We start from the raw sequence: 14329 nt of genomic DNA, 5'->3' as shown, positions 1-14329 counted from the left end.
AAAACAGTATGATTCTTTTTGGTGAAAGCCTGAATGTAATTTCCACGGTCATTGGAAAAGAATTCAAGGAAGCAGATCCTGCCAAACGTAATCCCGTACCCATCCAGGAAGAAGTTCTCAGACAAAAAGAACTGGGCATGGATTATATTGACATCAACCTGGGCCCGGCCAAAAAGTTCGGTACAGAGCTGATGCCTTGGGTTGTTAACGTGGTTCAGGAAGCCGTGCCGGGAATGCCCCTTCTTCTTGATTCTTCAAACATCGACGCCATTGAGGCAGGTCTTAAGGTCTGCAAACCCGCTGACAAACCTCATATTGTCAATTCGATCATGGCCCGGGCAGAGCGGTATGAATCCATGGTCCCCATGACAGTTCAGTATGATGCGGACTTTGTGGCACTCATGTGGGGACCTGAAGGACTTCCCCGCGACGAGAATGAAAGGGCAGCCCTGGCGGTTGAACTCCTTTATTTTGCCAACGAGGCCGGCATCCCCAACGAAAAAATCTGGGTAGACGGCATTGTAACGCCTGTGAACATTCAGCAACAGCAGTGCATGAGCCTGCTCAACTTTCAGATGATGCTTGAAGATATTGCACCGGGTGCAAAATCCACCTGCGGTCTGTCCAACATCTCCAATGGTCCGCCAGAGCATCTGCGCCCCATCCTCAACTCCACCTATATGTGCATGCTCTGGAAATACGGCATGAAATCGGTAATTGCAGATCCGCTTGACAAAAGACAGACTGCCATTGCCAAGGGCCAGCGCGACGACATCAAGGATTTGATCTGGGGTCTGATGGACGGAAATGATCCTGGAGCGGCAAGCCTGGAAGGTGAACTGCTCGAATACTACAAAACCTATAAAGTCATCATGGGCGAAACCCTGTATTCTGACTCATGGCTTGAAATCTAAATCCCTTTAGGGAAATTTGTTGTATCCGGCCCCTGTCTGTAAATTACAGACAGGGGCTTTTCTTTTCTTGCCTGTCACCCCTTTATTTTATAAGATAAGACCTTATGTTTTAGGCTGATAACGGACAATTGTGAAAAGGAAATTCTTAATGGATAATATGGAAATTACTGAAAACTGGTATTACCTGATTGTCAAGGATCCGGAAACACCCTACGAAGAATTTATCGGATTCAACAATGAGGCTACAAATGAAAAATTTCTTCCTGCATTCAAGACAAAACAGGATGCAAAAGCCTGCTTTGCCCTGATGCCCAAGGACGTCTTTAAAGGCAAATATGATGTCCATGCCGTGATTGAAGATGATATCCTTGTCGCTGCAAAAGACAAGGGACATAAGATATTCCTTCTTGATGAAACAGGTAAAATCTCAAAGCAGCTGGGATAATCTACAAGGAGCAGACAGTGAGTTTAAAACTTGCATTCGGCGGCAAAGGCGGGGTGGGGAAAACAACCGTAACCTCGCTTATCGCCAGAACCATTGCCGCCATTAAAAAAGAGACAAGCGTTATTGCCATTGATGCAGATCCGGTTGCCAACCTGGCTGCAGGATTGGGCATTGATGAAACCCAGCCCATCACCCCGGTGGCAGAACTCTCCGACCTTATTGCCGAGCGGACAGGCGCACAACCCGGCACCATGGGAGGCTTTTTCACCATCAACCCCAGGGTGGATGATATTCCCGACCGTTTCTCCATTGAAAAGGACGGGGTAAAATTATTGGTTATGGGCACGGTTCAGCAGGGGGGAAGCGGGTGTATCTGTCCTGAAGCCACCATTTTAAAGGCATTGATGAACCATCTGGTCCTGGCCAGAAACGAGGTGGTGGTCATGGATATGGAAGCAGGGGTTGAGCACTTGGGCCGTGCCACCTCAGGCTCTGTAGATGCCCTTGTGGTGGTGGTCAATCCGGGAAAAAGAAGCCGGGTGGCCGCGGATAAAATCCGAAAACTGGGCCAGGATATCGGCATCAAAAATATTGTGGTTTTAGGCAATAGGGTCAAGTCAGAAGAAGATAAAACCCTGATCCGAGAAAGCATGGGCGACTATGAAATTTTAGGATTCCTTCCGGAGCTGGATGAAATTGTACAGTCTGACCGGGAAGGCAGACGCCCCTTTGATGACATTGATGCCATTCCGGTTGAACTCAAAAAAATTGCAGAAAAATTAATTGCCCTAGACCAAGAAGCATAAGGATCTTGTCATCATCTGGATTTGGTTTTTTTGCCCCGGTCTAACCATCAGAATAGGGATAAGCGCTTGGGGATGCAGCTTGATATCAAACTGCACCCCTTTTTTTAAAGCACCGGATCAGGCCTCCATGGCTGCAATGGTTGTATCCAGCATCCGGTTTGAATACCCCCATTCATTATCAAACCAGGCCTGAATTTTTACCATCCGCCGTCCTGATACCCGGGTCTGGGGCAAATCCACAATGGCTGATCGCGGATCATGGTTAAAATCACAGGAGACCAGCTGCTCATCACTCACCCCCAATATCCCCTTTAATTTGCCATCTGCAGCCCGAGCCAGCATCTGGTTGACCTCATGGGCATGGGTATCTGTTTTCACCCCAAGGGTAATGTCCATGATGGAGACGTTGGTGGTGGGAACCCGCATGGCCAGGGTTTCAAACTTTCCGTCCAAATGACTTAAAATTCTGCCGATCCCTTTTTCCAGGGAGGTGGATACCGGAATAATGGACTGAAGCGCAGACCTTGTCTTTCTCAAGTCAGTATTATAGGCATCCAGCACGGGTTGATCATGCATGGCTGAATGAATGGTGGTAATGGCCCCGTTATCAATACCCAATTTTTGGTCAATGGTATCCAGAATGGGAATCAGACAATTGGAGGTGCACGAGGCATTTGAAATAACAGCATGCTCAGGCCTGAGTATCCCGTGGTTTACCCCGTAAACGATAGTGGCATCCATCTCGTCTTTGGCCGGATGGGAATAGATAACCTTGCCCGCCCCGGACAAAAGATGAAGCTCAGCAGACTCCCTGTCACTGTAAATCCCTGTACAGTCAAGGACCACATCCACACCCAAATCCTTCCACGGCAGGTTAACGATATTTTTTTCCCGGAACAGATAAATTTGATCTGCGCCGATAATCAGCCCCTGGGCACTCGTTTTAATCTCCACGGGAAATCTGCCGTGGGTGGAGTCATACCGGGTCAAATGGTAGAGGGTGCCGGGGTTTGCCGTCTCATTGATGGCAACAAGGTTGAGTTTTTCCTTAAACCGTGAAGATTCATACAAGGCTCTTGCAACACAGCGCCCTATCCTGCCGTACCCATTGATTGCGATATTATATGTCATGCCTCTTTGCCGTTTTGCATTTATGTGTAATTTAAGATGATCCTATATCATAAACCTGCCCACAATTTAACCCCAAAGCCTTTAACCTGCATATTAAAAGATTCTTACTTGACTTAAAATCAGGAACCATTGATACTATACAGACGGGTCCGGCTATTTATCAATCCTGAAATCAGAGGTTTATCGCGATTTACGGCAAAAGATTTCCTGCACCCAAAATGAGGATACGGCCACAGGTATTCAAACCTCCAAAAATAGTGAATGAATTTTCAGGAAAAAACCCAATTTTTTAGGAAAATATCCATTAAATTAAACCATCAAATAAAACTGAACTTGGCAGTCTGGAGTTTGATCTTGTTCTGGGGTATTCAGGCACAGGCCAGCCACCCGGCCTCTTTTAAATTGACAGAACAGCCGTTAGGCCCGGTGGACTCAAGCCCTGCAACCCTTTTTCACCAGCATATCCCTGCCATTGCAGAACAATTTGTGGGCATGCCGTTTAAATTGGGAGGAAACCCCAAACAGACGGGCACCACAGACAACTCCTCGCTGTTTTATACCATCTATGCCATTGCCGCCCAAAAGGCAGGCCTAAAATACAAGGCCTATCTTCCCATGCGTTACCTGCTCAAACGTACCCAGCCGGTTGACATCAGCAGCGTACAAAATGGGGATCTCATTGTTCTGGACAACAATCTTGCAGCCATGGTGTACCAGGTAGCCCCCTCAGGACGGCTTCACTTTATCTATGCCTCGGAAAAAAGACGCCAGGTCATTGCCTTTCACAGTGAAAACCTGGTCTACCATGCCTATTGGCTGGAACATCTGAAAGGATTTTTCAGGCTTGATCACGACATGCTTTTGCCGGCCAAACTGCCATAAAAAAGGCGGTCCCTCATCCCACAACGGTTTTCTGACCCCGGACCGATCCTGAGGAGAATCAAAATTTTAAAAAATATGTACGGATTCAGGGTGAAAGGCAAACCCGACCGTCTGGCCCACCTCAAGTTTATGGTCCCTCAGGTAGCTGCGGGGCCAGATGGCCTCAAAATCCATATCCTGTGTTGATAAAACCAAATCCAGAAAGACCCCGTGGTTTGATATTTTTTTGATGCGCCCTTCAAACCGGTTGGCCCAAAGATCGGCCCCATTAGGATTGAGCACAATCTCTTCGGGCCGGATGCCCATATGCCAATGCCCGGATTCTGTCAGGTCTGATGCCAGGATATCAAGACCGCTGTCCTGGATCTTTAGTTGGCCCTGTTGAACAACAACAGGCCTGATATTTCTCATGCCCACAAAATCGGCTATAAACCTGGACGCAGGTTTTTCAAAAAGGGTGATAATATCTCCCTGCTGATGGATTTGGCCCTTGTGAATAATCGCCCCCCGGTTGGCCAGATAAATCACATCGTTAAAATTGTGGGAGACCATGACAATGGTCATATCCAGTTCCTGGTGAATCTTTTCCAGAAGATGCTTAGCCTCGTTGTGAAATAAGGGATCCAGGGCGGATAAGGGCTCGTCCAATAACAGCACCTTGGGATTTAAAATCAGGGATCTGGCCAGGGCCACCCGCTGCTTTTCCCCGCCGCTGAGATTGTGGGGCCGTCTGTCAAGGATATTTTCCAGTCCCAGGGTGGAAACCAGCATGGAAAGCCGATCGCTCACCTCTTTTTTTGAAATTTTATGGTATTTTGTGCCGTAAAGAATATTCTGGGTCACATCCAGATGGGGAAACAGGGCAAAATCCTGGTACACAATGGCAAGGTTCCGCAGCTCCACAGGAACGGCGGTCATGTCCCGGCCCTTAAACCGAACCCCTCCGGAACTAAAGTCCATCAGCCCCATGATCCCCTCAAGCAAAAGTGACTTGCCAGACCCTGTGGGTCCGATCAATGCAAAAAAATCCTTTTCCCGGATCTCAAGATTGATATTTTTAAGGCTGAATCCGGACAGGTCCAGGTGAATATTTTCAAAGGCAATCATTGTTTACCTATAATGCTGGTGTACAGACCGAGTCATCATTCTGAGCATGACAAAGAGGGCAAAGGAAATGAAAATCAGCCAGACCGCCACGGGCTGGGAATATTTAAGGCCATAGGCCGTGAACCGTTCATAAATCATCACAGGGGCTGTCATGGGATGGTAGGCCACGATCACAATGGCACCGAACTCTGAAATGGCCCGGGCCGTGCACATGATGATGCCTAAAACCATATGGCGCCAGGTCAAGGGCAGGGTCACCCGCCTGAAGGTATCCAATGCCCCTGCCCCCAATGTGCTGGATGCGTTTTCAAGCCGCAGGGGCACGCTTTCAAACCCGGCCTTGACCGTATTGATATAAAATGGCAGACCCACAAAAATCAGGACCAGAACAATCCCTGTTTTCGTCCCCATGATCTGGATCCCAATTTCCGAAAGAAACCTGCCCAAAGGATGATTTCTCCCGGCAAGGCTGAGAATGGCAATGCCCACCACAGGATGGGGAATCATGATGGGCAGATCAATGATCCCCTCAATGATTTTTTTGCCCGGAATCTGCTTTCTGGCCAGCAGATAGGCCAGGGGGGTTCCCATGGCAAAGGCCAGGATGCCGGCGGCCAAAGAAAGGCTTAAGGATCTTAAAATAGCCACCATCACATCCTTGTCTGCCAGGGTCTCCATGAGCATGGCAAAACTCGGCTCTGTGGTCATCTGGATCAGAGGCAGGGTGAGTAAAAGAATCAAGGGCAGGCTTAAAATCATAAAAAGCCTGCCCATATGGTCCATCTTTGTCATGGATCAGTTTTTAACTTCCACCAGGACGGAGAGATTTTCAGGCAGTTTACCCGCCATGGTCTGATCTGGAACCCGGGCAGGAAGAAACGGAGGCTGGCCCATTTGTTCGAGGGTTTTCAAGCCATGGTCCGGAGAGAGCAGGAATGCTAAAAAGGCTTTGGCCGCCTCGGGATTGGGGCTATTTTTGATCAGGGTCACCCCATAGGTGCAGGATTTGCCTTTTTTGGTTTTCCAGGTATTTGTTTTTTTCCCGGTCACCTTGACTTCAGCCTGCTGGTAGAAATTATCATACTTGTAATTGCCCAGATTGATATGATCGTTCAGGGTGACATACTTAAGCTCGTGCTGGATGGCCACGGAGAGATATTCCCAGGCATAATCCATATGGCCGGTCTTTAAAAGGTTGACCAGTTCCACAGACTTGGGCCGCACATTTTTCTGGGGCCGATTGTCCAAAAGGGCCTGGAAAAGACCCGTTTGGCTGTAAAATTTTTCTGCCAGCTGCAAAACCATGAGGCTGCGGTACCCGCAAGGATCCAGATTGGGATCTGAATGTCCCCATTCCACCCCTTTTTTCAAAAGAATCTCATACCAGTTTTTATCGTTGATCTCATCTGAAAACCGGCTGTTCTCAGTATAGCAGAGCACCAGCTGATTGGTGGCAAACCTGACATTCCAGTCTGCAAATTTGGGAATAAGATTATTGTCAATCACCTTGTAATCAGCGGAGGCCATGATATCCGCCTCTTTGCCCACCTCGGAAATCAGCCGGGCCATTTTAGTGGAGCCCCCGGCCTCCCTGAGTACATCCACATCAGGATATTGGACTTCAAAGGCTTTTTCAATGGCGGCAAAGGGAACGGTCAGGCTTCCAGCATGAAAAATTGTCAGCTTTCCGGAAGGTTGAGCCCCCACCCCCCCGGGCCAGGCCAGTAAACAAACAAACAATATCATCAGAACCGCGTTTAATGTTTTCATCATTCCTCCTTTTGAGTTAATATTGATCTGTTTTAAGAAATAATTTATAATTTTAGAAATTTAAAGCAAAATACACACCAAAATTAACCGATATGGGATATCCTTCAAAAATTGTCCAAATTCCATAGGTTTTCATGAAAAAATCTGCTTGCGTCCATTGGCGGTCGGTCTTATCTTGTGCACGAATGCAACAAAAGGCCAGAGAAGCAATACCAAAATTGCGACCCGGATATGGCCCAAGAGGTGCGTTTCCCTGAATACAAAAGGTCATGATCTTCTGGTCTGATCTTTGCAGACATCAGGGTTTTGTAAACCGTTAGTCCCTGCCCTAAAAGTCGGGCAGACAAAAAAGGAGAAAATACGTGAGCAACCTGGACCAATTTTTGGATCAACTGCAGGAAGATATCTTTGATGAAGCCAGAGAAGCCTTGGGTGAAAAAGGATTTGACAGATGGCGCAACCCCAAATACCACGGCAGAATGAAAAACCCCGACGGATTCGGCAAGGTATTAGGAGAGTGCGGAGATACCATGGAAATTTATTTAAAATTCAAAGACAACAGGGTAGCATCTGCCTCCTATTTTACCGATGGCTGCGCCTCGTCAGGGGTGAGCGGCTCCTTTGCATCAGAGCTGGCATTGAACAAAACCCCTGAAGAACTCACTGAAATTACAGGGGACCAGGTGCTCAACGCCATTGGGAAACTGCCTGACAGTGATCTTCACTGCACCACCCTAGCCGCCCGCACCATCCAGGCTGCCCTTGATAATTATATGGGCAGGCTTGTGACAAAAAAGGCCCATGAAAATACCCCTTGATTTAGGCCACCACTGCATTGAGACAGCGGCAAAGCTCAGGCTGGAACGGATGATCCAATCCTATTTTAAGCATCCTGACCCTGGGACGGATGAACAGATAAGGGCCTTGACCTGGTTTCTTGAAAACGGGGATTTTCCTGAACTGAGAACCGCACTCACCGGGATCAGCCGGGCAGTTCTAAATTTCTCTAAAAATCCCCATGGTGTTGAAATCAAAACAGAAGGCGGGCCCCTTAAGATGATCTGGAAAAATCTGCCTGGATCAGGATGGTGAGTTTGTCTGTGACGGCAGCTTTCTTTTTCTCAGGTAAACAGAGCACTCACACTTTCCCCGGTGTGGATTCGTTCGATGGCCCTGGAAAAAAGGGGGGGCCACAGACAATACCGTAAGATTTGGAAAAAATTTTTCTTTTGGGATATGAACGGTATTTGAAACAATGACCTTGCTGATGGACGATGCGCAAAGATTTTGGGATGCCGACCCGCAAAGCACCGGATGGGTGGCCCCCACATAAATTTTATTCACCCCGGCCCGTTCAAGGGTTTCAACCGTGGCCACAAGGGTTCCCCCCGTGAAAATTTCATCGTCAAAAATAATGGCGTCACGCCCCTTGACATCCCCCACGACCAGGCCTTGCTTGACTCTGGAATCATTGATCCGGCGTTTGTCAATAATGGCCATCTGGGTGCCCAGGCGTTTGGCAAACTTTCCCGCTCTTTTGGCGCCTCCGGCATCCGTGGCCACCACCACCACTTGGGCCAGGTCCAGATGGTCTGCAAAATAATCGCAGATACTGGGCACCGCAGTCAAATGGTCCACAGGAACACTGAAAAATCCGTGAACCGAATCCGCATGAAGGTCCATGGTCAATACCCGGTCTGCACCGGCCGTTTTTAACAGATCGGCAATAAGCCGTCCTGCAATGGATATTCTCGGGGCATCTTTTTTATCGGACCGGGCATAGGAATAATAGGGAATCACCGCCGTGATCCGCCAGGCAGAAGCGGAACGCAGGGCATCCAAAATCATCATCAGCTCCATGATATGATCAGATGCAGGAGAGGTTAACGACTGAACCACAAACACATCTTTTTCCCGGACGCTTTCTTTGATCTGGACAAAAAGATTATCATTGGAAAACCGTGAAGTCTCAAGTCGGCTTAAGGGGATATTGAGATTATCACAGATTTCCCGGGCAAGCCCCCCATTGGATCCTCCGGAAAAAATTTTCAGCTCGTCTTTCATTTTCCCCCCTTTATTTCCACGCGGGATGCGGTAACAAAAAAGCCGCTCCAAATTCATGACGCGGCTTTGTTAAAAGATAAAAATTTTACAGCCCCGTTTGTCAGAGTCTTGTCACCTTCACGGCACAGACCTTGAACTCAGGAATCTTGGCAATGGGATCAAAGGCCGGATTGGTCAGTTTGTTGACATTGGCCTCTTCAAAATGAAAGGGCATGAATACCAGCCCTTTTCCCACCCGTTCGGTGATCATGACCCGGGTGGTAATCTCTCCTCTTCTTGAGGCAAGATTAACGCGGTCTCCATCTGAGACTCCGATCGAAACGGCATCTTCAGGGTTGATTTCCATAAACCCCTGGGAAATTTCAGCGTCAAGGCGCTCTGAATTCCGTGTCATGGTGCCGGTGTGATAGTGGGCATAGACCCTCCCTGTGGTCATCCACAAAGGGTACTCTTCATCCACCACTTCAGCCGGGCCCTTGTATTCAACCCCGTGAAACATGCCCTTGCCCCGGGTAAACTTTCCATTCTTGTAAAGATATGGGGTCCCGGGATGTTCAGGCGTGGGACAGGGCCATTGGATCCCGTCTCCTTCCAGGCGATCATAGGTAATCCCGGCCATGGCCGGGGTTAGAGAGGCGATCTCGTCAAAAATATCCTGGGCCTTCCCATAGTCCATGGCATAGCCGAACGCATTGGAAATATCCTGGATGATTTTCCAGTCCGCCCTTGATTCCCCCATGGGTTCAACAGCCTTTCTCACCCTTGACACCCTGCGCTCAGTATTGACAAAGGTCCCGTTTTTTTCGGCAAAAGAGGCGCCGGGCAGGACCACATCAGCAAGCATGGCCGTGGGGGTCAAAAAAAGGTCCTGAACCACCAGAAAGTCAATCTTTTTAAATGCCTTTTTAACATGATCAGCATCGGGATCAGACACCACGGGGTTTTCCCCCATGATCCACAGACCGTGGAGATTGCCCTTGTCTATGGCCGTGAGCATCTCGGGGATGGTCAGCCCGATCTGTGTGGGCAGCGCATCCACGTCCCAGGCCTGGGCAAATTTTTTAGAGGCCTGGCCAACAGTCACGGGCTGGTATCCGGGAAAAACATTGGGAAGCCCGCCCATGTCACATGCCCCCTGGACATTGTTCTGCCCCCGCAAAGGATTTACCCCGGCCCCCTCTTTTCCGATATTTCCTGTGATCATGGCCAGGTTAGCCAGGGATTTTACATTATCCACCCCGTTGGTGTGCTGGGTAATGCCCATGCAATAAAGAATGGTAGCCGTACCGGCCGAAGCGTAGAGCAAGGCGGCCTCTTTGATCTCCTCGATGCTAAGTCCTGTGACAGCCGCACACTGGTCAAGATCCACCCCTTCAATGACAGCCTTGAATTCTTCAAATTCTTCAGTATGGGCACCAATAAAGGCCTGGTCTTCCAGCCCCTCGATCAGAATGATTTTCATCATGGCGTTGAGCAGGGCCACATCTGTTCCGGGCTTATGGCGAAGATAGAGATGGGCAAACTCGGCAATCTGATTTTTTCTGGGATCGGCCACCACCAGGCGCGCACCTTTTTCCAGGGCCCTGAAAATCCGTGTGGCCACCAATGGATGTGCCGTTGCCGTGTTGGAACCGATGATGAAAATGGTATCTGTATTTTCAATCTCAGCCACAGAGTTTGTCATGGCACCGCTCCCAAATGCTGCGGCAAGACCTGCCACAGTTGAAGAATGTCACAATCGGGCGCAATGGTCGACATTGTTGGTGCCCACCCCGGCCCTTGCAAATTTCTGCATGAGATAGTTTTCTTCGTTGGTCACCTTGGCCGAGGCAAAGAACCCGATGCTGTCGCTGCCCGTTTCCTTTTTTATGGTCCCCAGCCGCTGGGCAGTATAGGCAACGGCCTCCTCCCAGGACACAGGGGTCAGCTCCCCGTTCTTGCGGATCATGGGCGATGTCAGCCGTTTGTCACTCTGGACAAACTGGTGGACATTCCACCCCTTGATGCACAGCTTTCCCTGGTTCACCGGGCTGGTTTTGCAGGGAATGGTGTTGATCAGTTTTCCGTCAAGGGTTTCAAGAAAAAAATGGCACCCGCATCCGCAATAGGTGCAGGTGGTAAGCGTTGTCTGGTACTCCATGATAATTCCTCTTTTTATATGAAACCCAGGCAGGCCCTTGCCCGGCTTTCAGCCTTTCCTTTGGGGTGCGCCCCTATTTGGACGGACCCATCATCGTCAAAGGGGATTTCTCGTTCTTGTTTATCCCGGATGAAAATCCAAATTCCGCATCCATGATCTGGGCTGTCTTTTTATAGAGCAGCCGCAAGGGGATATCAGAGGGACAAGCCTCTTCGCAGAGTCCGCAGTCCACGCACCGGTCTGCCATGTGCATGGCACGGGTCAAATGGAAGACCGGGATCTCAACTGGCAAGGCCCCTTTTGAGACCAGATCTTCGCATTCCAGGCTGCACTCCCTGCAAAAACACATGGGACAGACATCCCTGCACCCGTAACATTTGATGCATTTGAGAAACTGGGCCTGCCAGAATTCAAACCGTTCTTCCAGGCCTTTGCCGTCCATATTTGCAACCTGCAGTGCGTCCGGCGGCTCAAGACGCTCCCCTGCCACCATGGCATCGGGATAGGGTTTTTTACATTCACAGGCTTCTGCCAGATCCTTTGGGCAGGAAAACCCCACCAAAACCACCCTGTCTTCAAAGAGCTGATTTAAACGAAATAACCCGTAAAGCCCCCGCTCATCACAGCCCCGGACCAGAACGCCAAAGGTCTCATCCGGATAGGCCCTGGCAATGACACCCAGGGTTTTATTCAAAGGGTAGCGCGCATCTCCAGCATTTTCACAATCTCCCAGACTAAGTCCTTCAAGATCATCCTTGTCCTGGAATAAATGGGGAGCCACATGGCCGTTTTTTTCTATCAGCCCCACAAACCCTTTGATCTTTTCTTCGCTCAAAAGCTGAGCCACATGTGCTTTTATCTTGTCTATCATCTCGTCTGTGCCTCTAAAGCCGCCCCTTGCCGGTCAGATGTTTTCAAAGGCGAGGGTCCCAGCTGTTTCAATGTATCAATAAAGGAATTTATCTCTTCCACAAACTCAGGCGCTTCAGCAGAAGAGACCCAGCGCGCCCTGAGGCGGTTGCGGTCAATCCCGGTAAAGTCCAGCATCTGGGAGAGAACCTTTACCCTTTTTTCCGTGGAATAATTACCGTACAGGTAATTGCATTCAGACAGATGTCAGCCCCCCACAAAAACCCCGTCAACCCCCTGTTGAAATGATCTGAGCACATGATGGGGGGAAACGCTTCCCAAACACATGACCCGGATAATACGAATATTTGCCGGATACTGCATACGACTGACCCCAGCCAGGTCAGCAGCGGCATATGCTCACCAGGTACACAAAAAGCAAATAATGTTGGGTTCAAAATTATGGTCATTCATTGTTTTATTCCTAAGTCAGTTTGATTATGGAAACTCTTTGCGCTTGCCACAGGCTTTAAACGGCCCCGATCTGTGCCAAAAGCTGCTTTGGCTTAAATCCCCTGAGTTGGGCCGAATGTGACGGGCAGGTGGCCGCGCAATTGCCGCACCCCTTGCATAAAATCTCATTGATCTGGCAGATGCGTTTTTCCCGGTTATAGTCAATGGCCTCATAGGGGCACATGGACAAACAGGCCAGACAGCCCACGCAGGATGCAGGATCAATCTCGGCCACAATGGCGCTTTTGACCAGCTTGTCCTTGAACAAAATAGCCGCCACCCTGGCGGCCACCCCGATCCCCTGGGTCCTTGCCTCAACCGCCGTTGCAGGGTATCTTCCCGAACCTGCCAGAAAAATGCCGTCCGCTGCAAAATCCAACGGCCGCAGCTTGGCATGGGCCTCTAAAAAAAATCCGTTCTGGTCCGTGGGCACCCTGAGCATATTGGCCAGTGCCCCGGTCTCTTTGCGGGCCGTCAAAGGCGTGGACAATACCACCAGATCCGTTTCCAACTCAATATCCTCTCCTGTGACGGTCTGAAAGTATGAGATTTTCCCCGGCTCAACCTTTGGGGGATTTTCAGGGGAATAAACATCAAAACGGATCCCAAGGCCCCGGGCATCCCAGAGCATCTGTTCCTTGTGAGTTCCGTACATCTGCATATCCCGGTAAAGCACCCGGACATCTGCCAAAGGATATTTTTTCTTTACGGCCATGGCACTTTTTACGCCAATCATGCAGCAGATCCGTGAGCAATACGCTCTCTCTTTGGTCCTGGCACCGGCGCACTGGATAAAAATCGCCCGTTTTCCGGCAAACCCTGAATCTTCAAGGGTATCGGTCGAAAGCTTTCGCTCCAGGTCCATGAGGGTGATCACCCCGGGGTGCCCGTATCCGAAAATACCGCGGGGAGTCAGCGGAAGCGCTCCCGTGGCCACGACCATGGCACCGACCTGTTCTGTGACCTCACCCTCTTGGGTCTGGATCTTAACCTCATAATTGCCGATATATCCCCCGGTCTCCTTGACCTGGGCCCCGGGATGGCAGGTAATATTGGCCCGGGATTCAACATCTGCGATCACCCGGCTTAAAAAATCTTTGGCAGTTTCTCCGGTATCCAGGGTATTGACCGACTGGAGAAGCCCGCCAAAATGATTTGTTTTTTCCACCAGAATAACATCCAAATCCATGTCCGACAGGGCCTGGGCAGCAGACAGCCCTGCAATACCGCCCCCAATGACCAAAATTTTCCGGATCAAGGAAGACTGGATTTCCTCCTGGGGTTCAAGGCCTGCGGCCTTGGCCACGCCCATCTTGATCAAATCTTTGGCCTTGGATGTGGCCTCATCCCTTTTGCCCATGTGAACCCAGGAGCACTGGTCCCTGATATTCACCATTTCAAAGAGATAAGGATTCAGGCCTGCTTCTGCACAGGAGCTGGAGAATAAGGGCTGATGGGTCCTTGGAGAACAGGATGCCACCAATACCCGGTTGAGATTTTCCTGGGTAATGGCCTTTTTAATCTCAACAATCCCGGATTCCGAACAGGTGTAAAGATTTTCTTTGACATAGACCACATGGGGCAGGGTCTTGGCATATTCAGCCACATCCGAACAGTCCAGATGACCTGCGATATTAGATCCGCAGTCACAGACAAACACCCCGATCCGGGGGGCTTCATTGGTTTTTATATTCTTGTTACTCATCTT

At 49.6% G+C, this 14329-nt stretch carries 14 protein-coding genes and 1 pseudogene; 6 read left to right on the top strand and 9 right to left on the bottom strand.

Features of this window, described 5'->3' with window-relative positions:
- Positions 1-8 precede the first annotated feature (8 nt).
- The 3 genes from HUN05_10210 (at position 9) to HUN05_10200 (ending at position 2165) form a co-directional block, all read left to right on the top strand.
- Positions 9-914: a dihydropteroate synthase gene (locus HUN05_10210; protein WDP85457.1), complete on the top strand. Its 906-nt coding sequence runs from the start codon at positions 9-11 to the stop codon at positions 912-914.
- Positions 915-1062: 148 nt separating this feature from the next.
- Positions 1063-1359 (top strand): hypothetical protein, encoded by a 297-nt coding sequence (locus HUN05_10205; protein WDP85456.1) that lies wholly within the window; start codon positions 1063-1065, stop codon positions 1357-1359.
- Positions 1360-1376: 17 nt separating this feature from the next.
- Complete coding sequence (locus tag HUN05_10200; protein ID WDP85455.1) at positions 1377-2165, top strand: AAA family ATPase; 789 nt, start codon at positions 1377-1379, stop codon at positions 2163-2165.
- Positions 2166-2282: 117 nt separating this feature from the next.
- Here the strand turns inward: HUN05_10200 and HUN05_10195 are convergent, their stop codons facing one another.
- Positions 2283-3296: an erythrose-4-phosphate dehydrogenase gene (locus HUN05_10195; GenBank protein ID WDP85454.1), complete on the bottom strand. Its 1014-nt coding sequence runs from the start codon at positions 3294-3296 to the stop codon at positions 2283-2285.
- A gap of 354 nt (positions 3297-3650) precedes the next feature.
- On the opposite strand from HUN05_10195, the gene HUN05_10190 reads away from it, so the two are divergent.
- Entirely contained in the window at positions 3651-4178 is a 528-nt protein-coding gene (locus HUN05_10190) for a C40 family peptidase (protein ID WDP85453.1), read from the top strand.
- Positions 4179-4244: 66 nt separating this feature from the next.
- Here the strand turns inward: HUN05_10190 and HUN05_10185 are convergent, their stop codons facing one another.
- From HUN05_10185 to wtpA, 3 genes are read right to left on the bottom strand one after another with little or no spacing between them, the layout of a single operon-like run.
- Positions 4245-5285, bottom strand: a complete 1041-nt coding sequence (locus tag HUN05_10185; GenBank protein WDP85452.1) for an ABC transporter ATP-binding protein — start codon at positions 5283-5285, stop codon at positions 4245-4247.
- A gap of 3 nt (positions 5286-5288) precedes the next feature.
- Positions 5289-6077, bottom strand: a complete 789-nt coding sequence (locus tag HUN05_10180; protein WDP85451.1) for an ABC transporter permease — start codon at positions 6075-6077, stop codon at positions 5289-5291.
- Between the two features lie 3 nt (positions 6078-6080).
- Positions 6081-7055, bottom strand: a complete 975-nt coding sequence (wtpA, locus tag HUN05_10175) for a tungstate ABC transporter substrate-binding protein WtpA (GenBank protein WDP88019.1) — start codon at positions 7053-7055, stop codon at positions 6081-6083.
- Between the two features lie 362 nt (positions 7056-7417).
- Here wtpA and HUN05_10170 point away from each other — a divergent pair, with 362 nt between their 5' ends.
- Together HUN05_10170 and HUN05_10165 are read left to right on the top strand one after the other, a co-directional pair.
- Complete coding sequence (locus HUN05_10170) at positions 7418-7873, top strand: iron-sulfur cluster assembly scaffold protein (GenBank protein ID WDP85450.1); 456 nt, start codon at positions 7418-7420, stop codon at positions 7871-7873.
- Entirely contained in the window at positions 7857-8147 is a 291-nt protein-coding gene (locus HUN05_10165) for a hypothetical protein (GenBank protein WDP85449.1), read from the top strand. The genes HUN05_10170 and HUN05_10165 overlap by 17 nt, the downstream gene beginning before the upstream one ends.
- A 29-nt stretch (positions 8148-8176) precedes the next feature.
- Here HUN05_10165 and HUN05_10160 read toward each other — a convergent pair.
- From HUN05_10160 to HUN05_10140, 5 genes and pseudogenes are all read right to left on the bottom strand, one after another.
- A pseudogene (locus HUN05_10160) lies at positions 8177-9119 on the bottom strand (ribose-phosphate pyrophosphokinase).
- Between the two features lie 100 nt (positions 9120-9219).
- Positions 9220-11259, bottom strand: a complete 2040-nt coding sequence (gene fdhF, locus HUN05_10155) for a formate dehydrogenase subunit alpha (GenBank protein ID WDP85448.1) — start codon at positions 11257-11259, stop codon at positions 9220-9222.
- 73 nt (positions 11260-11332) lie between these two features.
- Positions 11333-12130 carry a 4Fe-4S binding protein gene (locus HUN05_10150; protein ID WDP85447.1) on the bottom strand — a complete coding sequence of 266 codons (798 nt, stop codon included), beginning with the start codon at positions 12128-12130 and terminating at the stop codon, positions 11333-11335.
- Positions 12127-12582: a hydrogenase iron-sulfur subunit gene (locus HUN05_10145; GenBank protein ID WDP85446.1), complete on the bottom strand. Its 456-nt coding sequence runs from the start codon at positions 12580-12582 to the stop codon at positions 12127-12129. Before HUN05_10145 ends, HUN05_10150 begins: the two co-directional genes overlap by 4 nt.
- Before the next feature lie 55 nt (positions 12583-12637).
- Positions 12638-14326 (bottom strand): CoB--CoM heterodisulfide reductase iron-sulfur subunit A family protein, encoded by a 1689-nt coding sequence (locus tag HUN05_10140; GenBank protein ID WDP85445.1) that lies wholly within the window; start codon positions 14324-14326, stop codon positions 12638-12640.
- Positions 14327-14329 lie beyond the last annotated feature (3 nt).

Origin of the sequence: Desulfobacter sp., assembly GCA_028768545.1 — a bacterium.
GTDB lineage: Bacteria > Desulfobacterota > Desulfobacteria > Desulfobacterales > Desulfobacteraceae > Desulfobacter.
The sequence above is the reverse complement of the archived record's forward strand: the minus strand, read 5'-3'. Positions and strand labels throughout refer to the sequence as shown.

Bases quoted from the DNA above. Each gene is read 5' to 3' on its own strand.
- HUN05_10210 (WDP85457.1), top strand. From the start codon at position 9: ATGATTCTTTTTGGTGAAAGCCTGAATGTAATTTCCACGGTCATTGGA.
- HUN05_10205 (WDP85456.1), top strand. From the start codon at position 1,063: ATGGATAATATGGAAATTACTGAAAACTGGTATTACCTGATTGTCAAG.
- HUN05_10195 (WDP85454.1), bottom strand. From the start codon at position 3,296: ATGACATATAATATCGCAATCAATGGGTACGGCAGGATAGGGCGCTGT.
- HUN05_10185 (WDP85452.1), bottom strand. From the start codon at position 5,285: ATGATTGCCTTTGAAAATATTCACCTGGACCTGTCCGGATTCAGCCTT.
- HUN05_10180 (WDP85451.1), bottom strand. From the start codon at position 6,077: ATGACAAAGATGGACCATATGGGCAGGCTTTTTATGATTTTAAGCCTG.
- wtpA (WDP88019.1), bottom strand. From the start codon at position 7,055: ATGAAAACATTAAACGCGGTTCTGATGATATTGTTTGTTTGTTTACTG.
- HUN05_10165 (WDP85449.1), top strand. From the start codon at position 7,857: ATGAAAATACCCCTTGATTTAGGCCACCACTGCATTGAGACAGCGGCA.
- HUN05_10150 (WDP85447.1), bottom strand. From the start codon at position 12,130: ATGATAGACAAGATAAAAGCACATGTGGCTCAGCTTTTGAGCGAAGAA.
- HUN05_10140 (WDP85445.1), bottom strand. From the start codon at position 14,326: ATGAGTAACAAGAATATAAAAACCAATGAAGCCCCCCGGATCGGGGTG.